The 25,324-nt window shown below is 64.2% G+C and carries 20 protein-coding genes; 11 read left to right on the top strand and 9 right to left on the bottom strand.

Going from position 1 to position 25,324, the window contains the following annotated elements; genetic code table 11:
- Window positions 1-4 precede the first annotated feature (4 nt).
- Window positions 5-1,597: a protein translocase subunit SecD gene (secD, locus tag H2052_RS04125; RefSeq protein WP_293778397.1), complete on the bottom strand. Its 1,593-nt coding sequence runs from the start codon at window positions 1,595-1,597 to the stop codon at window positions 5-7.
- Between the two features lie 16 nt (window positions 1,598-1,613).
- The gene (gene yajC, locus H2052_RS04120) at window positions 1,614-1,961 is read right to left on the bottom strand and encodes a preprotein translocase subunit YajC (RefSeq protein WP_293778395.1); all 348 of its coding nucleotides are present in this window, start codon (window positions 1,959-1,961) and stop codon (window positions 1,614-1,616) included.
- A gap of 72 nt (window positions 1,962-2,033) precedes the next feature.
- On the opposite strand from yajC, the gene H2052_RS04115 reads away from it, so the two are divergent.
- From H2052_RS04115 to H2052_RS04095, 5 genes are all read left to right on the top strand, one after another.
- Window positions 2,034-2,876: an ATP-binding protein gene (locus tag H2052_RS04115; RefSeq protein ID WP_293778393.1), complete on the top strand. Its 843-nt coding sequence runs from the start codon at window positions 2,034-2,036 to the stop codon at window positions 2,874-2,876.
- Window positions 2,825-4,591: an SLC13 family permease gene (locus tag H2052_RS04110; protein WP_293778391.1), complete on the top strand. Its 1,767-nt coding sequence runs from the start codon at window positions 2,825-2,827 to the stop codon at window positions 4,589-4,591. The genes H2052_RS04115 and H2052_RS04110 overlap by 52 nt, the downstream gene beginning before the upstream one ends.
- Entirely contained in the window at window positions 4,584-6,254 is a 1,671-nt protein-coding gene (locus H2052_RS04105) for a DUF389 domain-containing protein (protein WP_293778389.1), read from the top strand. The genes H2052_RS04110 and H2052_RS04105 overlap by 8 nt, the downstream gene beginning before the upstream one ends.
- 122 nt (window positions 6,255-6,376) lie before the next feature.
- Window positions 6,377-7,426 carry an efflux RND transporter periplasmic adaptor subunit gene (locus H2052_RS04100; protein WP_293778387.1) on the top strand — a complete coding sequence of 350 codons (1,050 nt, stop codon included), beginning with the start codon at window positions 6,377-6,379 and terminating at the stop codon, window positions 7,424-7,426.
- Entirely contained in the window at window positions 7,423-10,497 is a 3,075-nt protein-coding gene (locus tag H2052_RS04095; protein WP_293778385.1) for an efflux RND transporter permease subunit, read from the top strand. Before H2052_RS04100 ends, H2052_RS04095 begins: the two co-directional genes overlap by 4 nt.
- Here the strand turns inward: H2052_RS04095 and H2052_RS04090 are convergent.
- From H2052_RS04090 to H2052_RS04060, 7 genes are all read right to left on the bottom strand, one after another.
- On the bottom strand, window positions 10,479-11,243 hold the full coding sequence (locus H2052_RS04090; RefSeq protein WP_293778462.1) for an ABC transporter permease: 765 nt from the start codon (window positions 11,241-11,243) through the stop codon (window positions 10,479-10,481). The genes H2052_RS04095 and H2052_RS04090 overlap by 19 nt on opposite strands.
- Window positions 11,243-12,178: an ABC transporter ATP-binding protein gene (locus H2052_RS04085; RefSeq protein WP_293778383.1), complete on the bottom strand. Its 936-nt coding sequence runs from the start codon at window positions 12,176-12,178 to the stop codon at window positions 11,243-11,245. Before H2052_RS04085 ends, H2052_RS04090 begins: the two co-directional genes overlap by 1 nt.
- 45 nt (window positions 12,179-12,223) lie before the next feature.
- Entirely contained in the window at window positions 12,224-12,973 is a 750-nt protein-coding gene (locus H2052_RS04080; RefSeq protein WP_293778381.1) for an FkbM family methyltransferase, read from the bottom strand.
- A gap of 69 nt (window positions 12,974-13,042) precedes the next feature.
- Window positions 13,043-14,413, bottom strand: coding sequence for a M20/M25/M40 family metallo-hydrolase (locus H2052_RS04075; protein WP_293778379.1), 1,371 nt, complete (start codon window positions 14,411-14,413; stop codon window positions 13,043-13,045).
- A 46-nt stretch (window positions 14,414-14,459) separates the two neighbouring features.
- Window positions 14,460-15,086: a TetR family transcriptional regulator C-terminal domain-containing protein gene (locus H2052_RS04070; protein ID WP_293778377.1), complete on the bottom strand. Its 627-nt coding sequence runs from the start codon at window positions 15,084-15,086 to the stop codon at window positions 14,460-14,462.
- A 190-nt stretch (window positions 15,087-15,276) separates the two neighbouring features.
- Complete coding sequence (locus H2052_RS04065) at window positions 15,277-17,688, bottom strand: TonB-dependent receptor (protein ID WP_366484201.1); 2,412 nt, start codon at window positions 17,686-17,688, stop codon at window positions 15,277-15,279.
- Window positions 17,689-17,806: 118 nt separating this feature from the next.
- Entirely contained in the window at window positions 17,807-19,435 is a 1,629-nt protein-coding gene (locus H2052_RS04060; protein ID WP_293778457.1) for a tetratricopeptide repeat-containing sulfotransferase family protein, read from the bottom strand.
- 300 nt (window positions 19,436-19,735) lie between these two features.
- Between H2052_RS04060 and H2052_RS04055 the strand changes: the two genes are divergently transcribed.
- The 6 genes from H2052_RS04055 to H2052_RS04030 all read left to right on the top strand — a co-directional run bounded on the left by H2052_RS04055 (window position 19,736) and on the right by H2052_RS04030 (window position 25,324).
- Window positions 19,736-21,085 (top strand): glutamine synthetase family protein, encoded by a 1,350-nt coding sequence (locus tag H2052_RS04055; RefSeq protein ID WP_293778375.1) that lies wholly within the window; start codon window positions 19,736-19,738, stop codon window positions 21,083-21,085.
- 2 nt (window positions 21,086-21,087) lie between these two features.
- Entirely contained in the window at window positions 21,088-22,362 is a 1,275-nt protein-coding gene (locus tag H2052_RS04050; RefSeq protein WP_293778373.1) for an FAD-binding oxidoreductase, read from the top strand.
- Between the two features lie 66 nt (window positions 22,363-22,428).
- Complete coding sequence (locus H2052_RS04045) at window positions 22,429-23,820, top strand: glutamine synthetase family protein (RefSeq protein ID WP_293778371.1); 1,392 nt, start codon at window positions 22,429-22,431, stop codon at window positions 23,818-23,820.
- 177 nt (window positions 23,821-23,997) lie between these two features.
- Entirely contained in the window at window positions 23,998-24,204 is a 207-nt protein-coding gene (locus H2052_RS04040) for a cold-shock protein (RefSeq protein ID WP_121053057.1), read from the top strand.
- A gap of 76 nt (window positions 24,205-24,280) precedes the next feature.
- A complete protein-coding gene (locus H2052_RS04035; RefSeq protein ID WP_293778455.1) occupies window positions 24,281-24,613 on the top strand; it encodes a DUF6481 family protein in 333 nt (110 codons plus the stop codon).
- A 36-nt stretch (window positions 24,614-24,649) separates the two neighbouring features.
- A complete protein-coding gene (locus tag H2052_RS04030; RefSeq protein WP_293778367.1) occupies window positions 24,650-25,324 on the top strand; it encodes an MnmC family methyltransferase in 675 nt (224 codons plus the stop codon).

Genomic DNA, 25,324 nt, shown 5'->3' with positions numbered 1-25,324 from the left:
CCGATCAGATTGTTATGGTCGTGGGCCGCTTGCGGTGCAGCCAATTGGAGATGAACAGCCGCGTGATGGTGACGGCGGTGAACACCGATGTGATGATGCCGATGGTCAGAACCACGGCGAAGCCCTTGATCGGCCCGGAGCCGAACGCGAACATCACCGCCGCGACGATCAGGTTCATCGTGTTCGCGTCCCAGATCGTGCGGCTGGCTTCCTTGAAGCCGGTTTCCACAGCCGCCCTGACGTTCCGGCCCTTGCGGCGTTCCTCGCGGATACGCTCGTTGATGAGCACGTTGGCGTCGACCGCGGCACCGATGGTGAGCACCATGCCAGCCACGCCCGGCAGCGTCATCGTCGCGCCCGTCAGCGACATGATCGCAAGGATCAGGATGACGTTCAGCACGAGCGCGATGTTCGCATAGACGCCGAACCGCCCGTAGGTGATGAGCATGAACAGGCCGACGGCGAGCACGGAGACGAGCGACGCGATGGTGCCGGCGCGAATCGAATCGGCGCCGAGATCGGGGCCGACCGTGCGTTCCTCGACCACCTTCAGCTCGACGGGAAGTTTGCCCGAACGCAGCAGGATCGCCAGTTCGTTCGAGCTTTCCGCGTTGAAGCTGCCGGAGATGACGCCCGATCCGCCGAGAATCGGCTCATTGATGTTGGGCGCGCTGATCACGCGGTTGTCGAGCACGATCGCGAACGGCTTGCCGACATTCTCCTGCGTCACGCGCGCGAAACGGCGGCCGCCCGCGCTGTCGAAGCGGAAGCTCACGACCCACTGGCCCTGCTGCAGCGTCTGCTGCGCGTCCATCAGCTGGTCGCCGGTGATGATCGAGCGGCGCTTCACCGCGATCGGCTGGCCGGTATCCGCCATCTGAAGTATCTGGCTGCCCGCAGGCGCGCGGCCCGCGGCGACGTCGGCCGGGTCGGCTGCGATATCGACCAGCTTAAATTCAAGCTGCGCGGTCTTGCCAAGTAGCTGCTTGAGCGCCGAAGGGTCCTGAAGCCCCGGCACCTGCACGACGATGCGCTCGGTTCCCTGCCGGATGATCGTCGGCTCACGGGTGCCGAGTTCGTCGATGCGGCGGCGGATCACTTCCACCGCCTGCGTCATCGCGCCTTCCAGCGCCTGCGTGCGCCCCGCCGAAGTTTGCGTCAGCACAATGCGGTTACCGTCCGCCACTTCCACGTTGAAGCTGCGCTGCCCCGTCACGCCGATCGGCATGGAAAGGTTGCGCAGCAGGTCAACCGCGCGGTCTACATCGTCAACATTGCGCACGAGGAAGCTCACCCGCCCGCCCCGGTTGCTGACGTCGCCCACCGCGATCGCCCCGCCCTCGGCGCGGCGCAGTTCGGAAAGCGCGTCTTCCTCCATCTTGTCGATGTTGGCGCGCGCAAGACCCTCGGCATTCGCCTCGAGCAGGATGTGGCTCCCGCCCCGAAGGTCGAGGCCGAGGTTCATCTGCTTCTTGGGCGCCCAGCTCGGCCAGGCCTGAACCTGCTCTTCGGGAAAGGCATTGGGGATCGCGAAGATCACGCCCGCAACGAGCACGGCGATGATCGACCAGATCTTCGCCTTGGAAAATTCAAGCATGGCGCGGGGTCAACCTTCAGGCGGCCGTGTCGTTGGCGGGTTTGCCGGTCCCGGCGGTGCGCACCTCGGACAACGTCGTCTTCACGACGCGGACCTTGGTGGACGGCGCAAGCTCGACCTCGACCTCGTCGTCCGTCACCTTCGCGACCTTGCCGATCAGGCCGCCGGCTGTCACCACCGTATCGCCCTTCTTCACGTTCGCGATCATCTCGCGGTGCTGCTTCAACCGGCGCTGTTGCGGACGGATCAGCAGGAAGTAGAAGATCGGGATGATGAGGAGGAAGGGCATGATCGCGTTAAGGAAAGCCGCGCCGCCTCCCGGCGCTGCCCCCGCGGCTTGCGCATAGGCTGGAGAAATGAGCATTGAGACCCTTGCTTTCGAAAGCGTGTGGCTGCGATTTGGCGCGCGACTATACAAATGCAAGAGCGAGACGCAATGAAAACGCCCGAATCTCCTGAAATCAGCCTTTTTGCGCGCATCGCGGACGCGCTGGAACGGCTTGCGCCAGCGCCGGCTGCCATCGAGGCGCTGCCCGATGCCCCCGCTTACGCCTGGGATCATGGCACGCTGCGGCCGGTCGCGACGCTCAGCGCGCAGCCGCTGGACCGCTACGTCGGGATCGATGCGCAGCGTGAAGCGCTGCTCCGCAACACCGAGCGGCTGGCCAAACGCCTGCCCGCCCACGACATTTTGCTGTGGGGCTCGCGCGGGATGGGCAAGTCCAGCCTCGTGAAGTCGGCGGTCTCGCACCTGCAAGCGGCGGGCGAGGCCATTGCGCTCGTCGAGATCGAGCGCGATGACATCGCCGACGTTTCGCTGCTGCTCCGCCGCCTCGCGAAGCTGGACCGCGCTTTCGTTCTGTTCTGCGACGATCTCAGCTTCGATACGGACGAACGCCAATATCGCCGCCTGCGCTCTGTCCTCGAAGGCGGCATCGAAGCAAGGCCGGACAACTGCCGCTTCTACGTCACCTCAAACCGACGCCATATCGTGCCGCGCGAAATGCGCGAGAACGAGTTGGCGAACAGCATCAACGCCCGCGACGTGCTCGATGATCGCCTTGCGCTTGCGGACCGCTTCGGGCTCTCACTGGGCTTCCATGCCTGCGACCAGACAACTTATCTGGCGATGGTGGACGCCTATGGCCGCGCCTATGGGCTCGACATCGATCCGCTGGCCGCCGTCACATGGGCGACGGGGCGCGGCGGGCGTTCGGGGCGCGTCGCGTGGCAATATGTGCAGGAGGTCGCCGGCGCTGCCGGCGTTCGACTAGGCTGAGCCTGCCTCTCGATCCCGCGATCGTCAGCTCGACGATTCTCGCTCTCGCGCTGGTGCTCTTCATCAGCGAAAAGGTGCGGCACGACCTTGTCGCGGTCATCGCGCTGCTCGCTGCGCTGGTGTGCGGTGTCGTCAGTCCCAAAGCGGCGCTGGAAGGCTTTTCCGACCCCGCCGTTATCGCCGTTGCGGCCGTGCTCATCGTCGGCCGCGCGGTCGAACTTAGCGGCGTGGCGGCTGCTTTCACGCGGCGGGTGATACCGGGCCATGCCCCCTTTGCCATCCGGCTCATCATCGTGATGGTGGTCGGCGCCGTGCTGTCGGCGTTCATGAATAACATCGCCGCGCTCGTCATCACCATGCCGATCGCCACGCAGGTCGCCATCGATTCGCGGCGCTCCCCGTCCGCGGCGCTGATGCCGCTCGCTTTCGCCACCATCCTCGGCGGCATGACGACACTGATCGGCACGCCCGCAAACCTTATCCTGTCATCGATCCGGCAAAACACGCTCGGGGAGCCTTTCAGCTTCTTCCAGATGACGCCGGTGGCAAGCTGCGTGGCGGCGGCGGGGCTGCTTTACATGGCGGTGATCGGCTGGCGGCTGCTGCCCGATGCGCGCGCGCCTGTCCGCGCATTCGCTAACCCGTGGCGCATCTTCGAGCTCGATGTTCCGGTGGAAACCGACGATGCCGAACTCCGGGCAGCGCTTCGCAAGGCAGGGAGCCGACTCCTTGCGAGCTTCGACGGCTATTCGCAGGCGATCGGCGGCGACCGGCGCCGCGTGCTCGTGCTCAGTCGCAAGGATCCGTGGGAGCTGTCCGACGCGACCGGCACCTATCCGACCGTCACCCGCAATCCTGCGCCCGATGCGACAACGGTACGAGCCGCGGTGGCGCACGGTTCCTTTCTCATCGGCCAGCGGTACGAGGCCGTGACATGGCGGAGCGGACAGCAGCTCCGCGTCGTCGCGGCGGGGCCGCGCGCCGCGCATGAGCGCCTGCCGCTTTCGGAAATGGAAATCCAGCCTGGCGACCAGCTTTTCATCCACGGCCCGGAGACCCAACTGGGCGCGTTCATCGCTAACGCGCGCCTGCTCGAAATCGGTCGGCTCGATACGCCGCCGGTGGAGCCGAGCCGCGCGGCCGCCATCGTCGGCATATTCGTCGCCGCCATCGTCGGCATCGTGGCGTTTGATCTTTCCCCCGCCATCGCGTTCTTCGCCGCCGCCGCCATATTGGCGGCGACGCGCCTCATTCCGACTTCGGAAGTGTACCGGTCGATCGATTGGCCGGTCGTGGTTCTGCTCGCGGCGATGATCCCAGTCGGCCAAAGTCTCGAATCGACCGGGGCGGTCAACATTCTCTCGGAATGGCTGAGCGCTCAGCTTGGCGGTTCAAGCGCGTTCGTCACCTTCGCGGCGATCGGCGCAGCGACGCTGCTCCTCTCGGCGCTGCTCAACAACGTGGCGACGGCAATCATCATGGGGCCGCTCGCGATCCAGATGTCGGAGTACATGGGTTTTTCGCCCGATGCGGGCCTCATCATGGTGCTGATCGCAGCATCTTCGGATTTTCTGACGCCGATCGGGCACCAGAACAACTTGCTCGTCATGGGTCCGGGCGGCTATCGGTTCTCGGATTATGCGCGGATGGGGGTGGGCGTTTCAGTCATCGTCATCGGTGTTGCGGCCTGGCTGTTGAGTAGAGGATTTGGATAGCACGACGCGCAAGGGGCTGAAGCCCCGCCTCGATAAAACACTCCATTACGCATCGACGTTGTGGCGCCGCCAGCGCGCCTACTGGCGGCGTTCCGTAGTGCGCTCGGTTGATCACGCAGAGGTCAACTCGAAGCTGGACGGCGAAGCGCACTGGTCCGCGCGCTTCGGCTTCATGCTCATCATGTCGGCGGGCATCGCGGTGCTCGGCCTGCTGCTCTCGTCGCCAGCGGTCGTCATCGGCGCAATGCTGATATCGCCGCTGATGGGTCCGATCATGGCGCTGGGGTTCAGCCTCGCTCGCTTCAATCTGCCCGAAGCGAAGCTCTCGCTGACAACGCTCGGCATCGGCGTCGCCGCTGCGGTCGGTTTCTGCGCGGTGGTGGTTTATCTATCCCCACTGCAAGCCGTCACCCCCGAAATTCTCGCGCGGACGCGCCCGAACTTCTTCGACCTGCTCGTTGCGATCTTCTCAGCGCTCGCTGGCGCTTATGCCGTGATTCGCGGGCGCGGTGAAACCATCGTCGGCGTTGCCATCGCCACCGCCCTCATGCCCCCTCTCGCCGTCGTCGGCTACGGCCTCGCGACCCTGAACGGCACCGTGTTCTTCGGCGCGCTCGGCCTGTTCATGACCAATCTGCTTGCGATCGCGCTGAGCGCAGCGGTGATGGCGAAAGTTTACGGGTTCGGCACTGCGATGTCCGACAGGTCTACGCGCATTCAGACGATCGGCGTCCTCGCGATCTTCACGGTGCTCTCGGTGCCGCTGCTGTTCTCTCTGCACCAAATCGCATGGGAAGCCCTCGCCAGCCGCCTCACCCGCGAGGCGATCGGCGCCTATTTCGGTCCTGACGCACGCGTGTCCCAACTCGAGATGGACTTTTCCGCCGAGCCGATCGTCGCGCGCGCGACGGTACAGACCCCGCGGCGGCGCTACGATGCCGACCAACAAATCAGCGCGCGTCTGCGTGCACGGCTGGACGAGCCGGTGGCGATCAACCTGGCGCAGGTTCTGGTCGACAGCGATGCAACGCTGAAGGAGCGCGAACAGCGCGAACTCGAAGCCGCAAAACGCGCGCAGGGCGAATCGCTGCGCAAGGCAACGGAAGCCGACGCGCAGCAGGTCGCCGCTGAACTGGCGATCCTCGGCGCTCAGTCTCCCTCGTCCGTAAATGTCGATCTCGCCCGCCGCTTCGCTTCGATGACGGCGGAGGCAATGCCGGGCATTCGCCTTCCGGCATGGCGCGCGCTCGAAGTACGCGTCGCCGTTCGTCACCCAGGCTGGACGGTGATGGTGATCCCGCCGGTCGGCCAGCTCCCACTCATTCCGTTCGATGAAGGGACTGCCACCCTGTCACCGAAGGGGCGCGAGGCCGTCGTGGATGCCGCCTGGGCGCTCAGGCGCTGGGGCATCACCACCGTGCTCGTCAACGGCCGCGTCGCGAGCGGTGAGGCGGACAGCGGCGAGGCCCGCGATAAACTCGCGGAGGACCGCGCCGCTGCTGTCGCTGCGGCGCTGAAAGACCGCGGCATCGAGGTCGCTTCGCGCAGCGCAACGTCGGGCGCCATCCAGAACGCCGCCGAGGACGAATATGGCCGTAGTGCGCTGAGAAGTGTCGAGCTGGTTCCCGATACGCTCGCCGAGGCGCCCAGCGTCGCGCGCTAGCCCGCGCCTGCGACGGCAGATTGAACCTGTGACGTATCGTCATTGATTTTTAGGCGCTATCTTCCTTTAGAATCATCTGTCCAGTATGCGTCTGAGTACGACTCGGAAGTGGATTGCCCGCTATGAACTCCGTTCGGCCCTTCGCAGCGGCCCTCTTCATTGCCCTCGCCGCATGTTCGGCGGACGATGAGGCGGCAAAGCCGTCCGAAGCCGCACCCGTGCCGGTCCGCGTGGCCGAAGCCCGCCCCGTGGAGAGCGCCGACGCGTTCCGCGCGGTCGGAACCGTCCGGCTGCGCCGCGAAATCGATCTGGGCTTCACGACACCGGGCCGCATCGCAGCCATCGCGGTGGAGGAAGGCGACCGCGTGCGGAAGGGGCAGCTGCTCGCGGCGCTTGACACGACCACCGTCGGTGCAGATCTCGCCGCCGCCGCAGCCGAGCGCACCCGCGCTCAGGCCGATCTCGCCCGTGCGCGCGATCTTTTCGCGAAGGGTTGGGTCACACGCGCGCGGCTCGACACCACCGAAGCCGCCTATCGCGCAGCGGCGGCCGCAACCACGTCCGCCCAGTTCGCCGCCAGCACGGCCCGTATCACTGCGCCTGCGGACGGCCATATCCTCCGTCGCTTTGCCGAGGTGAACCAGGTCGTGAACGCCGGAACACCGGTCATCAGTTTCGGCGATAATCGCGACGGCTTCGTGCTGCGTGTCCCCATCACCGATGTACAGGCCGCCGGCATCATCCGCACCGGCAGCATTCCCATCGACATTGCCGCGCTCGGCCCCGCCCCCCGTGCCGCCCGCATCATCGAGGTTGCCGGCCGCGCAGATGAGCGCACAGGAACTTTCGCGGTCGAACTCGCACTCCCACCAGATCCGGCGCTGAGATCCGGCCAGATCGGCCATGCGACGCTCTCCATGCGCGGTGGCGGCCCGGAAACGATGCTCGTGCCAAGCAGCGCGGTGTTCGCGGCGCGCGCCGGGGAAGCCTTCGTCTATGTACTTGATGAGAGCGGCAAGCGGGTAAAGGCTCGCCGCATCGTCACTGGCGCCATGAATGACCGGGGCGTCGCGGTGCTCGCGGGGCTCAAGGCCGGAGACCGTATCGCTGTCACCGGGATCAGCCAGCTTACCGACGGCAGCCGCGTCACCCCAACCGTCTCCGGCACATGAACCTCGCCGGCTTCGCCGTCAGCCGCTGGCAGCTGACGCTCGTCCTCTTCACGCTGCTTGCCGCGCTTGGCATCTATGCCTTCCTCAACATTCCGCGCGCCGTCGATCCGCATCTGCCGATCCCCGTTGTGCTGGTCGTCGCCTCGCAGCCCGGCGCCGATGCGCAGGATATGGAGGAAACCGTCGCAAAGCCGATCGAAGAGGTGATCAAGGGCCTCGACGGCATCGTCGACGTCGATTCCACCTCGAAGGACGGCGCCTCGGTCATCACCGCCGAGTTCGAATGGGGCGGCGATCCGGAACAGCATTTCGACGAGGTCGTGCGCGAGATCGGCGCCATTCGTGACCGGCTTCCATCCGGTCTTGCCAGTCTCGAATACCTGAAAGTCCGCACCAGCGATGCGGCTGTTGTTCAGCTTGCACTCGTGAGCGATTCGGCCTCGTGGCGGCGCATGGAAAAATATGCGACCGACCTTTCCGAGCGTCTTTCGCGCGTCGATGGCATCCGCTCCACCGAGATCTACGGCCTGCCGAACCCGGAGGTCCGCATCGCCATCGACGGCGGCCGCCTCGCAGAGCTCAAGATTCCGCCCTCGTCGCTCGTCACCGCGCTCCAGAGCGGCGGCGTCGATCTGCCCGCGGGCGCCGTCCATTCGGGCGAGCATCGCCTGAACGTCGACGCCGGCGGCGCCTATCGCGACCTGGCAGAGATTCGCGCGGTGCCGATCCGCGCCGAAGATGGAACGCTGGTGCGTGTCGGCGACGTCGCCGAGGTAAACTGGTCCACTGCCGAACACACGCACATCACGCGGTTCAACGGCAAGCGCGCCGTGTTCGTCACCGCGATGCAGAAGGAAAACGGCAACGTCCTCGGCATCCGCAAGGACATCGAGACCGCGCTCGCAGCGGCACGCAGCCAGCTTCCGCCCGACATCAAGCTCGAACTCGGCTTCGATCAGTCGCGCGATATCCGCAATCGGCTTGATACGCTCGCGCGCGATTTCGGCATCGCGCTCGGCCTCGTGCTCATCACGCTGCTGCCGCTCGGCCCCCGCGCCTCGCTGATCGTGATGATCTCGATCCCGCTCAGCCTCGCGACCGGCGTGCTGCTGCTGCACGTGTTCAACTTTTCGCTGAACCAGCTTTCTGTCTCGGGTTTCATCCTCGCGCTCGGTCTCATCGTCGATGACTCGATCGTGGTGACAGAGAACATCTCCCGCCACCTGCGCATGGGCGCGGAGCGCACCGCCGCCGCGCTTTCGGGTACGAAGGAAATCACCGCCGCCGTATTCGGCTCCACGGGCGTGTTGCTGTTCGCGTTCCTGCCGCTGGTGTTCCTCCCTGGCGGGGCCGGCGAGTTCACGCGCTCGCTACCGCTTGCGGTCATCTACACGGTCGGGGCGTCGCTCGTCGTCTCACTCACGATCATCCCCTTTCTCGCCAGCCGCGTTCTGCGCCGCGACGATGATCCCGAAGGCAATGCGATCCTGAAGGCGCTCACCCGCGGTATCCACCGGCTCTACGGCCCAGTGCTGCACTACGCGCTCGAAAAACCGCAGCGCACGCTCGCGATTTCAATGGCGCTCTGCATCGGCGCGCTCGGCCTCATCCCGGTGGCGGGCTGGCAACTCTTTCCTGCGTCGGATGCGCCCTATTTCATGGTGGAGGTCGAAACGCCCGAAGGGACGAGCGTTGCCCAGACCGACCGGGTCGTCCGCCGCGTCGCCGCCGAAGTCGCGAAGGAAGGCAACGTCGCCGCGCTCATGGAAAACAGCGGAGCGGGCAATCCCCAAGTCTATTACAACGTGCGCTCGCTGACCGAGGAATCGCGCAAGGGCGCGGTGTTCGTCGTGCTGAACGAATGGATCGCCGATGAAAGCGAAGCGATGCTCGATCGGCTGCGCGGCACTTTCAGCACCGATCCAGACGCCCGCATCACGGTTCGCATGTTCGAGAACGGTCCGCCGATCGATGCGCCGATCGCTATCCGCATCAGCGGCCCCGACAACAGCGTGCTGAAAATGATCGCCGGCGAAGTTGCGAAGATCATTCGCGCCACGCCCGGCACGCGCGATATCGATAATCCCCTCGCGGTCGACCGCGTCGATCTCGACCTTGGTCTCGATGCGGACAAGGCAGCGCTGCTCGGCGTGCAGCCGGGAGAGCCCCGGCGCGCGCTGCGTCTCGCCATCGCCGGTGAACGCGCCGCGAACTTTCGCGACGATGAAGGCGATACTTATCCCGTCGTCGTGCGGCTTCCCATGGAGGAGCGGCAGCCTGTTTCCGCGCTGCAATCCGTCTACGTCACCACCAGCAGCGGCAACGCCATCCCGCTCGCGGAAGTGGCCAAGCCGTATCTTAAGAGCGTGCCGCCGCGCATCGATCGCTACCAGCTCGAACGCAACATCACGGTCACCGCTTGGACGCAGGCCGGCTATCTTACCTCGCGCGTCAACAAGGATGTCGTGGAGCGCCTGCAGAGCCTCACGCTGCCGCAAGGCTACGCGCTCGGCATCGGCGGAGAGGCGGAAGCGAGCGCGCAGAGCTTCGACGGCATCGGCAGCATCCTGCTGCTCGCCGTGTTCAGCATCATGGCCGTGCTCGTCGCCGAATTCGGCCGCTTCCGCGAGGTCGCGGTGGTCGCGGGCGTCATCCCGCTCGGCATGTTCGGCGGCATCATCGCGCTGCTGCTCACCGGCTATCCGATGAGCTACATGGGTATCATCGGTTTCGTCGCCCTCATCGGCATCGAGATCAAGAACTCGATCCTGCTCGTCGATTTCACCTCGCAGCTTCGCGCGCGCGGGCTCGGCCTTCGCGAAGCGATCGAACAGGCGGGCGAAATCCGCTTCCTGCCGGTGCTGCTCACCTCAGTCACGGCGATCGGCGGCCTGATGCCGCTCGCACTCGGCGGCTCGGCGCTCTATTCGCCGCTGGCGTGGGTGATTATCGGGGGTCTCATTTCCTCGACGCTGCTCAGCCGCATCGTCACTCCGGTCATGTACCTGCTGCTGGCGCAGCCCCGGACGCGGAGACGGCGCAGACCCTTCGCTCAGCTCTTCAGCCGGTAGCCCGTCCGGAAGATCCACCCGACGATGGCGAGGCAAAGCGCCAGGAAACCGAACATCGCCGCAAGGCTGAGTTCGACGCTCACATCGCCCTGGCCGAAGAAGCTCCAGCGGAAGCCGCTCATCAGATAGACGATGGGGTTGAACAGCGTCGCCGTGCGCCACGCCGCGGGCAGCATATCGATCGAATAAAAGGCGCCGCCCAGGAACGTGAGCGGCATCACCACGAGCAGCGGAATGATCTGAAGCTGCTCGAAGTTTTTCGCCCAGATGCCGATGATGAAGCCGAATAGGCAGAACGTCACCGCCAGCAGCACCATAAACAGTATCATCCAGAGCGGGTGCACGATATCGATGTCGACGAAGAGGTTGGCAGTCGCGAGAATCACGACGCCGAGGATCACCGATTTCGTTGCGGCCGCGCCGACATAGGCGAGCACGATCTCGAACGCCGAGATCGGCGCGGACAGCAGCTCATAGATCGTTCCTACCCACTTCGGCATGTAGATGCCGAACGAGGCGTTGGAGATGCTTTCGGTCAGCATGGTGAGCAGCATCAGCCCCGGCACGATGAACGCGCCGTAGGGAACCGTGCCGACCTCCTGCATCCGCGAGCCGATCGCCGATCCGAACACGACGAAGTAGAGCGTCGTCGTGATGACGGGCGTGATCAGGCTCGTCCAGATCGTGCGCCGGAAGCGCGCCAGTTCAAACTTGTAGATCGCCCAGACGGCGTAGCGATTGAAGATCACGGCCGCACCTCCTGCCGGTCGCTGACAAGATCGACGAAAATGTCTTCAAGCGAGCTTTGCCGCGTATTGAGATCCTTGAACGTGAGCCCGATGTCGCTCATGCGCCGGAGCAGCGAGGGTACGCCGGTACGCTCGGCGTTCGCATCGAACTCGTACTCGATCTCGTTGCCGTCCGCCTTCAGCTTCAGGTTCCAATCGCCAAGCTCGGGCGGCAAGGCAGCGAGCGGTTCGGCGAGGTTCAGCGTCAGCGTCTTGCGGCCGAGCTTCGTCATCAGCGCGGCCTTTTCCTCAACGAGGATAAGCTCGCCCTTGTTGATCACGCCCACGCGGTCGGCCATCTCCTCGGCCTCCTCGATGTAGTGCGTGGTCAGGATGATGGTGACGCCGCGTTCGCGCAGCCCCCGCACGAGGTTCCACATGTCACGGCGCAGCTCGACGTCGACGCCCGCCGTCGGCTCATCGAGGAACAGGATTTCCGGCTCGTGGGAAAGCGCCTTCGCGATCATCACGCGCCGCTTCATGCCGCCCGATAGCTCCATGATCTTCGATTTGCGCTTTTCCCACAGCGAAAGGTCCTTCAGGATCTGCTCGATCAGCGTCGGATCCGGCGCCCGCCCGAACATGCCCCGGCTCAGGCTCACCGTCGCCCACACGGTTTCGAAGGCATCGGTGTGAAGCTCCTGCGGCACCAGCCCGATCTTCATCCGCGCGGCACGGTAGTCGCGCTGGATATGATGCCCGTCGGCAATCACCGTGCCGGTCGTCGGTGTCACAATCCCGCACACAATCGAGATCAGCGTCGTCTTTCCCGCGCCATTCGGCCCGAGCAGCGCGAAAATCTCGCCTTTGCGGATTTCAAGATCGACAGACTTCAGCGCAGTGAAGCCGCCGGCGTAGGTTTTGGAAAGGCCGGAAATGGAAAGCACAGACATCGGACGTGTTTAGACGTTTTTGCACGAACGCAAAACCGTCCGTGCTCAGGCGCTGAGGAGCGCTGACCCCTTCTGTATGAAAACTGCATCGATCGTCGAGAGGCGGCCGTTGCGCCCAAACTGAAGCATGTCCGTAATGTCGAACAGCTTGAACCCATAGCCGTCCAGCGTCGAAATGAAGGTCGCGAATTCGTATCCACCCTCATACCGCTCGGCCACGGAAACCTCGGCGATAAGGCATTGAATGTCGGGAAAGAGGCCGGTCGCACCGGCCAGAACCTCCAGCTCGAAGCCTTCCGAGTCGACCTTCAACAGGTATGGTTTCGGCCAAGCGGTGCGGTCGAATGAATCGAGGCGTTTGACCGGCACGGTGACGGCGCGCGTCTCGCGCGTCCAGCCGCGGCGCGCAAACTCATCGACCTGACGCGCCGAAGGTTTCGACATCGTGGAACTGGTTGGGCGCCGGATGTTCAGGTTCAGCGTCATTTCCGATGCCTCGCGCCCTGCGGCAGCGAAATGAACTTCCCCCCTGCGGGGCGCCATCACGTGTTCGATGTGTTCGCGAAACCCTTCATTGGGTTCCACGAGCACGGTGTAGGCATCGGGAAAGCCTTCCATCAGCCAAGGCGTGCCGTACCCCACACCGACATCGATAACCGTCCCCGGATTAAGACCCTTGGGTGTCATGGCCCGAAAGAAGGCGGGCGCTTTCCGCAAGGGGTGCTGGACGTCCTTCAGCTCATACTCGCGCCGGCGCAGCGTGTCCGTGAAAGCCCGTTTCAGAAACGACTTCATAGCAGTATGTCCAGACTAGCCCCGGCCCGGACAGTACCATCAGCGCGGCAGGCCGCATAGCGAGGAGCGTTATCGGGCTAGTGACGCGATCAGCGTCCGATAGTGATCGAGCGCTGGGCCGATCGCACTCGCCGGAACGCGCTCGTTTAAGCCGTGCGCATATTCGTCCTCCGGCTTCATGAACAAGCCGGAAACGCCGTAACTCGGGATGCCGGAGGCACGGAAGAACAAGCTGTCGGTGGTGCCCGCCGACATGCTCGGAATGATCGAAAGCCCCTTTGCTCGCCCGTCCACGGCCTTGCGGAGCGCGGCGTCCAGCTCCGGCAGCAGCGGCGATGTGGAGCTTTGCGGGAAGGGTTCGGGGAGAGTCACCATCACCTTGGCGCCCGCCAGCTGCTGCAGCCGCTGGCGCACTGCTTCGGGTGCCGTGCCGGGGAAGATGCGGCAGTTGATGTTGGCCACCACACGCTGCGGCAGCGCGTTCTCGGCATGGCCCCCATTGATCATGGTGGGCACGCAGGTCGTGCGTGTCGTCCCGATGTGCTCGGGGTACTTCGCCAGGATATCCGCCGCAGCCGTATCGGTTGGGTTGGCCGCAAAGCGCGCCATCGCCTCCCCCGCCTCTCCCGGCGTCCGCTTCGCCGACGCCGCAAAATAGGCCCGCGTCGTCTCGCTCGTTTCGGGCGGGAACGGCGCATCGGCGATCCGTTTCAATGCCGCGCCAAGTTCCAGAATCGCGTTTTCCGCACGCGGCGCGCTCGAATGGCCGCCGGGATCAGTCACGGTGAGCTTGTAGTCGGCGTAGGTCTTCTCCGCCGTCTGCATCGTATAATAGAGTGGCTTCCCGTCGGCGCCGAGTGTGCCGCCGCCGCCATCGCCGTTCAGCACCATCGCTGCGTCCTTGTAGCGGGGCGCGATCGCTGCCACGGTCTTCTGCGCGGTTTCCTCGTCGCCGGTCAGGAACAGCACGATGTCACGCGACGGTTTGAAGCCTTCGCGCTTCAGAGTCATCAGCGTCTGCACGAGCATCACGACGTCGAACTTGTTGTCGCTGATGCCGCGCCCGAAGAGATAGCCGCCGTCTTCCGCCATCACGAACGGGTCGCGTTCCCAGTCCTCGCGCTTCGCCTCAACGACATCCATATGCGCGTTGAGCACAATCGGCTTCTTCTTGCCGGCCCCTTTCCACGTCAGGATCAGCGAGGCGGTTTCGCCGAGCGGTTCGATGCTGATCTCGCTGTCCTTGAAACCAGCGCCTTTGAGTTCGCCCGCCAGATAGGCCGCGTAAACTGGCACCTGTCCGCGCCCGGCGACGGTGGGAAAGGCAATCGATTTGCCGAGCATGGCCTTGGCGTCGTCGACCTGCGCCGGGGTTGCAGCCAACCTCGGAGCAGCCGCCAGCAGGGCTGCGAGGACGAGCGAAGTTCCGGTTTTCAGCATTCGAAATAATCTCCCACCTGTTTTACAGGTGTAAGAAATGAGTGGCTCAGTCGGCAAGCACTTTCAGCGGGTCGCCAACGAGCGTGTTCAGCCACTTGTCAGCAATGCGTGACGCCTCCTCGGGCGTGAAGCTCGATGCGTCGAGACAAAGCTCCAGCCAGAGCCCGTCGACCAGCGCCGTCACGCCCACGGCCGTCAGCCGCACGTCCACATGGCTCGCCTCGGGGCCCAGGATTTCCGCGACCATCCTTTCCACCGGCCGCCGGTGGCTCGCATAGTTTTCGGTATGAAGCTCGCGGATGCGTGCATCGCTTTTGATAAGGCTCCAGAATGCGAGCCACGTCGCCAGAAGGTCAGGGTCGGCGATCGGTGGCTTGAAGCTTGCCATGACGAAGGCGCGGAGCTGTTCGCGTGGGTCCGGCCCCGCCTTGTCCGCCGCCGCAATCATGTTCGCCACCAGCCGGTCGCCGACGTCAGCATAAGTTTCGGCGACGAGCTCGTCGATGCCAGCGAAATAGTGGCGCAGCAGCCCGGCAGAAACGCCCGCCTCCGCGCAAATCACCCGTACGGACGTGCCGCCGATTCCGTAGCGGGCAAGACAATGCGCGGTCGCGTCGATCAGGCTCTGGCGCCGAAAATCAGGATCCAGACGTTGAAACTGCGCGCGTGCCAACCTCACCCTCCCAAAGCTGCGAGGCTCCTATATCGGCGCGTTAACCTTTTGTCGCGCCCTGATCTCCATTCAGCGCTGCTTTTTGACGGCGCACGAACAAGCCCGGCAATCAACTGCACGAGCGCTATCCAGAACCGAGCAGCCGAGGGCGGGAGCCTCGTTATTCACACGAAGCTCCCGCCGCGCGGCCTCAGAACTTGGTGCCGACCTTCAGGCCGATGGTCCGCGGCGTCGTTACCACCGTGTAGAACTTGCCGCCGATATCGGTCACGCCGTCGGGGTCGCCGCAGACGCTCTCGCCGCACTGGATCGTGCGCGTTACCTGCCCGCGCGAGTCGAACAGGTTGCGGGCGTAGAGTTCCACCGACCACGATCCGTTGGTTACGCCCGCGCTAATGTCGACCGTCGTGTAAGACGGCAACGAACCGACGAGTGCGCGTTCATAAAGGCGAAGATCGCTGGTGCGTTTGCCCTCATAGACGAGGCCACCCTGCAGATGCGCCTCGAGACCGCCCACCGGGAATTCGTAGCGCGCAAAGGCGTTGCCCTTGAACTTGGCCGAGACGGGCAGACGCGTACCGGAAGGCGCCAGCAATGCATTTTCCTCGTCGTCTGGCCCCGGCAGCGTGCAATCAAACTGTGGGTTCGCGATGAGACAGAAGTCCTTGGTGCTCTGCGCGTCGTTGTAGCTGAAGCCCGCGTTGAAGGTCAGGCCTTCCGACGCGCGGATGAAAATATCGCTTTCAATACCCCAGATGCGCGCATCGCCGGCGTTACGAACCTCGGTGAGGCCGTTGGCGCCAAGGAACGAGAGCTGGATGTTGGTCCACTTCTCGTAATAGACGGCGCCGTTCCAGCGGAATGCGCCATCAGCCCACGTCGTCTTCCAGCCAAGTTCGTAGTTGTCGAGTTCGTCCGCTCCGTAAGGCGGCAGTGTGCCGCGGCGATTGACGCCGCCCGGCCGGAAACCGCGCGACCATGTTGCATAGACCATCGCATCATCGGTCAGCTTATAGGTCGCGTTCAGCTTATGGATGAAGTCGGTGTCCGATGTCGTCTTGTCGAGGTTTGTGCAGGGGCTCCCCTTGATGGTCGGCGGAAGCAACTCACCTTCGTCGTCCGTGAAACACGCCGCAACACCCGTCCGACTGCTGAAGCCATCGCTGTACCCGAAGAAGCCTTCGAGCGAGTTCTTGTATTTGTAAACGCGGATACCACCGCTCAGCGTCAGCTTCTCGGTCACGTCGTATGAAACCTCGCCGAACGCGGCATAGTCACGGTCGATGCGAAGCTGCTTGGTCAGCCAGATATTACTGTCCGTTCCCGGCACGGTGATCGAATCGGCGATGTCGTCGACGATGTAGTTTTGCTCGATGTTGTGCGACTGCCGCTGATAGAACACGCCGCCGATGAAGCGCAGCGGCTGATCCGCCGGCGAAGCGATGCGCAACTCGTGGCTCTGCTTGGTGAAACGATCGGTGCCAATGATATATTGGTTTGGATTCACCAGATTATCGTCATTGTCGTAAAATGAACCGCCTGACGCAAAGAGCGCATCATAGAAATACGCGTAGTCGACATAGTCGGACTCGCTGTCGATCTTGCGCTTCATGTAGGCGCCGGCATAGGTCAGATCCCAGCTGCCGATCTTGCCTTCGATCGTGAGTGCGGCCTGGAACCAGCGATCATTGTAGCGTTCGGGGTTGAATTGCTGCACCTGCAACTCGCCAAGCCCGGCTTCCTGGGTGAACGAGCCGTAGCTTTTCTGCTTCTGGCCCATCAGCGACGGCAACACCGTCCAGTTCTCGTTGAGATCGATCTCAAGCGCAATGCGCCCGCCGTAGGTCTCGACGTCGTTGTAGTCGTCCTCGACATAGGGCGCGTTGTTGAAGGTGATCCCCGATGTCGGGAAGGTCAGCGAGCCCGGGATATTGTCGATATAGCCGCCGTCCTTGTCGTACCAACCGACCACGCGCACCGCCGCATTGTCCGAAAGCGGCGCGTTGATGAAACCTTCGAGGACATAGCCTTCCTCGCCGTGCGCGACCGTGTTCACCTCGGCATCGACAGCGCCGTAGAAACCGCTCGTGTCCGGGCGGTTCGTCACGATCTTCACCGTACCGGCCTGACTCGATGCCCCGTACAGCGTGCCCTGCGGACCCGCGAGCGCCTCTACGCGCGCAATGTCGTAGATATGGATGTCGAGGTTGCCCTGGATAGTCGTGATTGGCTGCTCGTCGAGATACATGCCGACCGACGGTAGCGAGGTCGAATGGTTCGCGTTCTCGCCCGAAGCGACGCCGCGGAAATAGACATTCGAAGCGCCCGGCCCGAGCGACTGGTACGAAAGGCTCGGCAGGTAGCGTGCATAGTCGTCGAAATCCTGCACCTGAAGCTGCTGGAGCTTCTGCGTGCCGAGCGCGACGACTGCGATCGGCACGTCCTGCAGGTTTTCCTCGCGCTTCTGCGCCGTGATGATGATGGTGTCGCCGATGGCCTCTTGCGCTTCCTGTGCGAGCGCCGGCGCCGTGAGCATGGTGGAACCAAGCAGTACGCCACTGGCGACTGCAGCCCTGATCGTCACATGATTTCGCAGGTGCACCCTTTTCCCCCTTCAGCTTTTGCTGTCCCGCGTGAAGATTGGCGTCGCACGGAACAGTGGTCAATTCGGGTCCGGCCGCTTTATTATACAGATGTCATATTGCTGATCGGGCGTCACATTATTGCAACAGCAAAGCGACCGGCGGCACCCCCGGATACGCGGTAAGCACGGGCCCGAGACTTGCTTCGAGGGGCTGCAGCCACGGCGCAAACGCTTGCCATTGCTCCATGCCTTCCCGGTTGATCGGACGCCGTACCTGTTCGGAGCTGGCAGTTCGCACCGCGCGGTCGTTTTCGAAAAAGCGCAGGCACGCCGGATCGAACGGCACGCCCACGTAATCCAGCAGCCGCCGTACCTCGCCTTCCGTATTCTCGACCATGTCTTCGTAGAAAACACGGTGCACGCGGCGGGGAAGCGCGTCGTCGATCACCGCCATCATCGCCACATAATCTCGGTAGTAACGGCCGAGGTCGGAAAGGTCGTAACTGAAAGCCTGCCCCCGCGCGAAATGCTGCTTGAAGTTCGAAAAACAGCAGCCGAGCGGGTGTCGGCGGGCATCGATGATCTTCGCATTCGGGAGGATCAGATGGATAAAGCCCGTGTGCGCCCAGTTGTTCGGCATCTTGTCGATGAACAGCGGTCGGTCGGTCTTGCGCTGGATGCGCGTGCGCTCCAGATATTCGGCGCCGAGTTCGGCGAGCACATCGGCGGACAGGTCCGCAAGGCACGCCGGATAGGCGGTCTCCTCGCCGCGCATCTTACGGCCGCCAAGCCGCCGCGCCATCGCCGCGATATCGGGCAGTTCCTGTGTCCCTTCAATCATCGGGTGCGACGACAGAATCTGCTCGATGAGCGTCGATCCCGCGCGCGGCATTCCAAGAACGAAGATCGGATCGGGCGCTGGATCGCCTTGTGCCTTGCGCTCCGCGAAGAACGCTGGGTCCATCAGTGCCGCCGCCTCGCGAACGAGGCTGCTGATTTCGCCCGAATCATAATCGAGCATCGCCTTGCGTAGCGCGTTGCCCTGCAGATAGTGGCCGAACGAACCTGCGCGATCCTTCGCATCTTCGAGCGCCTTGCCGAGCGCGAAATGCAGGTGGAAGCGATCATCGTCGCTAATGCCGTCACTCTCCAGCGCCGCACGCATCGTCGCCACGTCCGCATCGGTGAACTGCACGGTCTTGAGGTTGGCAAGACTCCACCACACCTCGCCGAGCCCCGGAGCGCGTTCGATCGCCTTGCGGTAGGCGGCGATCGAATCCGCCTGCCGACCCACGGTTTTCAGCACATGGCCATAGCTCATCCACACGCGCGGCTGCGCCGGGTGGGTGGCAAGCACGGATTCATAAAGCGCGATCGCTTCCTCGTAGCCGCCGATCCGCCCGAGCGCCGCGGCTTTGAGGTTGCGGTGCGCGGCATTGTCGGGGTCGTCCGAGAGCAGTCGGTCAAGCTCCGCCACGGCATCCGCGGGATTGTTTTGCCGGTAGAGCACGGTCGCCAGGTTGGCACGCGCCGCACCGAATGCGGGCGCGAGTTCGAGCGCGCGGCGCAGCAGCTTTTCGGCGTCCCCATAGCGCCCGAGCCGCCCGGCGATCTCCGCCATCATGCGGATGGCGGCGACGTCGGTGGGTTTTTCCTTCAGCCGCGCACGCAGGATGCGTTCGGCGATCGGGATATTGTTGTCGAGAAGCGCGGCAGCGGCCTCGACAAGCACCGGGTCGCGCGTCGAGGCTTGGATCGCGCCCATTTCGGCCTCCTCGGCGGCCGCCTCCTCCCCCATGCTGCGTAGCGCGGCACCAAGCGCGCGAAGGGCATCGGCGTTGCCGGGATGCGTTTTCAGAAAGGTGCGGGCGCGTTCAGCGCGCTGACGGGCGTCCGGTGCGGTTGACATGTGTTTGAACCTGCTGAGCCCCGCGTTGCCGGTCAAGCTGTCAGTCGATGGCGGTTGACCCCATCGGAAAAACCGATACCCCCTGCTCCAGCAAATCCCTCTGGCCAATCGCGTGCCGCCCGCGCAGTATGATGCCAGACGGGGGTTTATCCGATCATGTCAGCCGAAATTGCAAATTGGATCAGTGAACGCGGTATCAGCGAGGTCGAGTGCATCGTCCCCGATATGAACGGCATTCAGCGCGGCAAGGTTCTGCCTGCCGGCAAGTTCCTGAAGTCGCTCACGGACCAGACGCTCCGCATTCCGGGCAGCGTCTACACCGTAACCGTCACCGGTGAATATCCGGACGACATCAATCACATCATTCCCGACTATGACCCCGACATGGTGATGGTGCCCGATCCGTCGACGATCCGCGAAGCGCCCGGGTTCAAGACACCGACCGCCTATGTCATCGCGGACGCCTATACGCGCGAGGGGAAACCGCTCGGCATCGCGCCACGCATGATCCTGAAAAAGGTGCTGAATCTCTACGAGCGGCGCGGCTGGAAACCGGTGATCGCGCCGGAGCTGGAATTCTACCTCGTCTCCAAGAACCTCGATTCCGATTTTCCGCTCACACCGCCCGCGGGCCGGTCGGGCCGGTCGGAAACCGCGAGCCAGCCTTACGGCCTCGAAGCGCTCGGGGAGTTCGAGGACATCATCGAGCACATCTACGATTTCTGCGAGAAGGCAGAGCTCAACATCGACACGATGATCCACGAGTCCGGCGCCGCCCAGCTCGAGATCAATTTCGTCCACGGCGATCCGCTTGCGCTTGCCGATCAGGTGCTGCTCTTCAAGCGCATCGTCCGTCAGGTCGCGCTCGAACATGGCGTGTACGCCACCTTCCTCGCCAAGCCGATGTCGGACCAGCCCGGCAGTTCGATGCACATCCACCAGTCGCTGCTCGATAGCGACACGGGCCGAAACCTGTTCACCACGCCGCAGGGCCGCGATAGCGCTCTGTTCCGCAGCTACATCGCAGGTCTCGTTCGCCTTTTGCCACAGATCGCGCCGATGTTCGCGCCGAACGTCAATTCGTTCCGCCGAATGCGGCCCGATAGCGACGCGCCGATCAACGTGCAGTGGGGCAGCGACAACCGCTCCTGCGGGCTGCGCATCCCGGTTTCGGACGCGAAGAACCGGCGCATCGAAAACCGCCTGCCCGGCGCGGATTCAAACCCCTATCTCGCCATCGCCGCCTCGCTCATCTGCGGCTATGTCGGCATGACCGAGCGGATGCAGCCGCCCAAGAGTCTGCAGGGCAGCGCCTATAACCGCGCGCGCACGTTGCCGCGCACGCTCGAAAGCGCGCTTGATCGCTTCAGCCACTGCAAGGCCGTCCGCAACCATCTCGGTGAGGACTTCTTCGACGTGTTCTACGCGATCAAGGAATCCGAGCTGTTCGCGTATCAGTCGGTGATCAGTTCCTGGGAGCGCGAACACCTCCTCTTGAGGGTCTGATCTTGGCTGAGCCGCACGCGCCGTCGTACTACGCCGCGACCGCCAACCCCTTCCCGGCCCAGCCGCAACTCACAGGCAGCGCGGCCACAGACGTCTGCGTCGTCGGCGGCGGCTACACCGGCCTCTCTGCCGCGCTCTCCGCCGCCGAAGCCGGCTACGCCGTCACCCTTGTCGAAGCACACCGTATCGGTTGGGGCGCTTCGGGACGCAACGGCGGCCAGATGATCCCCGGCCTGCGCTGGTCCGCGACCGATCTCGTGGAGCGCTTCGGGCAGGAAACCGCCCAGCGCTTGTTCAGCGTGGCCGACACGGCGCGCACGCGCGTCCACGACCGCATCGCCCGGCACGGCATCGCCTGCGATCTCCGCCACGGTCATTTCACCGCCGCCTGCAAACCCGCCGACCTCGCCGCCATGGAGCGCGAGCTGGAATGCCTCGACTATGTGATGGGCTACGGCACCGCGCAGCTTGTGCGCCCGGAGCAGACCGCGGGAATCGTCTCGGCGAAGGGCTATCACGGCGGCATCTACGATTCGGCGGGCGGCCACCTCCATCCGCTGAACTACGCGCTCGGCCTCGCCGAAGCCGCGCGCGCGGCCGGCGTCCGGCTCTATGAAGGTTCACCTGTCCTCCGCATCACGGGTGGCAATCGGCCCGGCGTCACCACCACGCACGGCAGCGTTTCCGCCCACCACGTAGTCCTCGCGTGCGACGCCTTCACGAGCCAGATAGACGCCAATCTCGGCCGCTACACGATGCCGGTGGCGAACTACAATGTCGCGACGCAGCCGCTCGGCGAGGAACGCGCCCGCGCGCTCATCCCGTCGGGCGCTGCAATCTCCGAAAGCCGCTTCGTCCTCAATTATTATCGCCTTTCGGCCGACAATCGCCTGATCTTCGGCGGCGGCGAGAAATACACGCCGCGCCCGCCGCGCGACGTCGCCGGGTTCGTGCGGCCTTACATGGAGGCGGCATTCCCCGGCCTTGAAGGCATCGGCATCGACTATGCGTGGGGCGGCCTCGTCGGCGTCACCATGAACCGCCTTCCGCACTTCGGCCGCAAGGGCAATATCTTCTACGCACACGGCTACTCGGGCCACGGCGTCCTGCTCTCGACGCTCGCAGGCGAACTCATCACCGAAGCGATGCGCGGCACCGCCGAGCGCTTTGACCTGTTCGCATCGCTGCCCGTGAAGCCCTTCCCCGGCGGGCCGCTGCTGCGCCACCCGCTCTACGTCGCCGGTATGCTCTGGTACGCGCTGAGAGACCGGCTGTGATTGCGCCCGCCGCCGCCCGCGGCAATGTCTTGGGCGAATGCCTCTCAAGCCTTATGGAATGAACCCATGACCAAGCTGCCCCTTGCCTCCAACAAGATCGCCGACGTTTCGGAGGCCCGCGCCTTTTTCGAGGCGAACCCCGATATCGATGCGGTCGACATCATCTTCACGAACATGTGCGGCGTGCCGCGCGGCAAGCGCCTGCGCCAGCACGAGGTGATCGCCGTCTACGAATCCGGCCGTTTCCTGCCCGGCTCGGCCGTCGTCGTCGATATCACCGGCCGCGATACCGAGGAAACCGGCCTCGTCTGGGAAGACGGCGACGCCGACCGGTATGTGAAGCCGATCCCCGGCACGCTCGTCCGCGCGCCCTGGCTCGGCGAGAACGCCGGCCAGTTCCTCACCAGCTTCTATGAGCTCGACGGTACGCCGAACGATCTCGATCCGCGCCATGTCCTCGGCAGCGTCATCGACCGGCTGGCGGCGGACGGGCTCACGCCCGTCGTCGCGGTCGAGCTCGAATTCTTCCTGCTCGACATCTCCGGCGGCACGCCGCGCCCCGCAAAGGGCCTGCTCACTCCCCACCGCTCAGGCGACAATCAGGTCTATGGCCTGCGAGAGCTCGAAGACTTCAAGCCGTTCTTCGACGATCTTTACGCCGCGTGCGACGCCCAGAACATTCCGCTCGAATCGGCGATTTCCGAATATGCCCCTGGCCAGTTCGAACTGACGCTGCGCCACAAGCCCGATGCGCTCCGCGCCACGGACGACGCGGTCATGTACAAGCGCCTCGTGAAGGGCGTCGCCGTCAAACACGGCCTGGAGGCCACGTTCATGGCGAAGCCGTTCGCGCACGAGGCCGGCAACGGCATGCACCTTCACATCTCGATGGCCGACGAAAGCGGCTCCAACGCCTTCGCGAGCGAAGACCCCGAAGGCGCGCCGATCCTGCGCCACGCCATCGGCGGCATGAAGGCCGCGCTCGGCGAATCGATGGCGGTCTTCGCGCCGAATGCCAACAGCTACCGCCGCTTCAAGGCGAACAGCTATGCGCCCGTCGCGCCGACATGGGGCGTCAACAACCGCACGGTGTCCTTGCGTATCCCCGCAGGCTCGCCCGCCTCGCGCCACGTAGAGCACCGCGTCTGCGGCGCGGACGCGAACCCTTACCTCGCCGTCGCCGCCGTGCTCGCCGCGATGCACCACGGCATCACGAACCGCATCGATCCCGGCCCCGCCGTCGTCGGCAACGGCTACGAGGATGAGGCGAGCGCGGGCGTAAAGCTCCCCAACAACTGGTTTGCCGCCAACGACGCCTTCGAAGGCTCGCCGCTGATGAACGACTATCTAGGGGCGCGCTTCGTGAAATATTATTCGATCGTGAAGCGTACCGAAATGGCCCGTTTCTACGGCGAGGTCACCGAGCTAGACTACGAATGGTACCTAAGGAACGCCTGACGCGGAGCACGTTTTGCGCTTTCGGTGATTTTGGGTTATAGATTCGCCCGCTGACGTCGCGAGCGACGGATATCGGGCCGAGATTCGGTCTCTTTTGTCCCTGCCTAGCCTTACAGAAGCCGGGAAGCATCGCTGTTGATGCGTTCCCGTCACACATTGGGCCAAAGGATACCCATTATGATCACCGGAACCGTAAAATTCTTCAATGCAGACAAGGGCTATGGCTTCATCGCGCCGGAAACGGGCGGAAACGATGCGTTTGTCCATATCTCGGCGGTCGAAAAGGCCGGTCTTCGCACGCTCGACAAGGATCAGCGCGTTTCCTACGAGCTGGAAACCGATCAGCGCGGCAAGACCTCGGCAGTCAACCTCCAGGTCGCCTGACGCGTATCCGGGCGGGTGTCCCCAGCGGATGCCCGCCCGATCGTTCAACCCACCAGCGGATAGAGCTTCACCAAATATGACGTCGTTCAAGGTTCCGAGTTTCCAGGATCGTGCCGCCCTCGCCAAACAGGCGAAGCAAAAAGCCCTCGAAAAGTTGAAGGCTAAGCCTCCGGTGGATGAGGCTGCGCTCGCAGAGCTCAAGGCCGCGCGTCTTGCGCGCGAAGCGGCCGAAGCCGAAGAGCGCGCCGCCCGCCGCGCTGCAGACGCGGCCGCCAGGGCCGAGCGTGAAGCGCAGAAGCGCGAGGCTGCAAGCACCGCAGCCGCTGTGCCGGCCGCTCTGACCGAGGCCGAAAAGAAAGCCGCCCGCGATGCGCGCTACGCCGCTCGGAAAAAACGTTCGAAGCGCTGATCATCCGGAACGCGACCGCAAGGTGAAAAGACAGCCGTGCTTCCGCGCATTCTGATCGATACCGCGAAGATACCCGGCGGAGGCGAACTGCGCCTCATCCAGCGCGGCACCGAATTCTCGATAATGCTCGGTTCAAACGAGCTGATGAACAGCCGCCTCAAGGGCTCGGAAGAAGCCCTTGCCTCCCTGTCATGCGGCAAGATCCAGTCGCGCCCGCAGCCCCGGATGTTGATCGGCGGCCTCGGCATGGGTTTCACGCTAAGGGCCGCACTTGCCAAACTTCCGGCAGACGCGTCGGTCACCGTCGCCGAGTTCGTCCCCTCGGTGGTGGCCTGGGCGCGCGGGCCGATGGCGCACATCTTCGACGGGTGTCTCGACGACCCTCGCGCCACGGTGGCCGTGGAGGATGTCGCGGACCTGATCGGCGACGTGCGATCGCATTACGATGCCATCCTGCTCGATGTGGACAATGGCCCCGACGGCCTCACCCACCCGGACAACGACCGGCTCTACAGCCGCAAGGGCCTGATCGCCGCCCGCGAGGCGCTCCGACCCGGCGGTATCCTAGCCGTCTGGTCCGCCGCGCCGGACCACGCATTCAAGAACCGGCTCATCAAGGCGAATTTCGAGGTGGAAGAAACCGTCGTCCGCACCAACGGCGAGCGCCGCGGCGCCCGCCACATCATCTGGATCGCGAAGCGGCCTTCCTGA

Source organism: Sphingosinicella sp. (genome assembly GCF_013911755.1).
Taxonomy (GTDB): domain Bacteria; phylum Pseudomonadota; class Alphaproteobacteria; order Sphingomonadales; family Sphingomonadaceae; genus Sphingosinicella.
The sequence above is the reverse complement of the archived record's forward strand: the minus strand, read 5'-3'. Positions and strand labels throughout refer to the sequence as shown.

Bases quoted from the DNA above. Each gene is read 5' to 3' on its own strand.
- secD (WP_293778397.1), bottom strand. From the start codon at position 1,597: ATGCTTGAATTTTCCAAGGCGAAGATCTGGTCGATCATCGCCGTGCTC.
- yajC (WP_293778395.1), bottom strand. From the start codon at position 1,961: ATGCTCATTTCTCCAGCCTATGCGCAAGCCGCGGGGGCAGCGCCGGGA.
- H2052_RS04115 (WP_293778393.1), top strand. From the start codon at position 2,034: ATGAAAACGCCCGAATCTCCTGAAATCAGCCTTTTTGCGCGCATCGCG.
- H2052_RS04100 (WP_293778387.1), top strand. From the start codon at position 6,377: ATGAACTCCGTTCGGCCCTTCGCAGCGGCCCTCTTCATTGCCCTCGCC.
- H2052_RS04095 (WP_293778385.1), top strand. From the start codon at position 7,423: ATGAACCTCGCCGGCTTCGCCGTCAGCCGCTGGCAGCTGACGCTCGTC.
- H2052_RS04085 (WP_293778383.1), bottom strand. From the start codon at position 12,178: ATGTCTGTGCTTTCCATTTCCGGCCTTTCCAAAACCTACGCCGGCGGC.
- H2052_RS04080 (WP_293778381.1), bottom strand. From the start codon at position 12,973: ATGAAGTCGTTTCTGAAACGGGCTTTCACGGACACGCTGCGCCGGCGC.
- H2052_RS04075 (WP_293778379.1), bottom strand. From the start codon at position 14,413: ATGCTGAAAACCGGAACTTCGCTCGTCCTCGCAGCCCTGCTGGCGGCT.
- H2052_RS04060 (WP_293778457.1), bottom strand. From the start codon at position 19,435: ATGGGCGCGATCCAAGCCTCGACGCGCGACCCGGTGCTTGTCGAGGCC.
- H2052_RS04055 (WP_293778375.1), top strand. From the start codon at position 19,736: ATGTCAGCCGAAATTGCAAATTGGATCAGTGAACGCGGTATCAGCGAG.
- H2052_RS04045 (WP_293778371.1), top strand. From the start codon at position 22,429: ATGACCAAGCTGCCCCTTGCCTCCAACAAGATCGCCGACGTTTCGGAG.
- H2052_RS04040 (WP_121053057.1), top strand. From the start codon at position 23,998: ATGATCACCGGAACCGTAAAATTCTTCAATGCAGACAAGGGCTATGGC.
- H2052_RS04035 (WP_293778455.1), top strand. From the start codon at position 24,281: ATGACGTCGTTCAAGGTTCCGAGTTTCCAGGATCGTGCCGCCCTCGCC.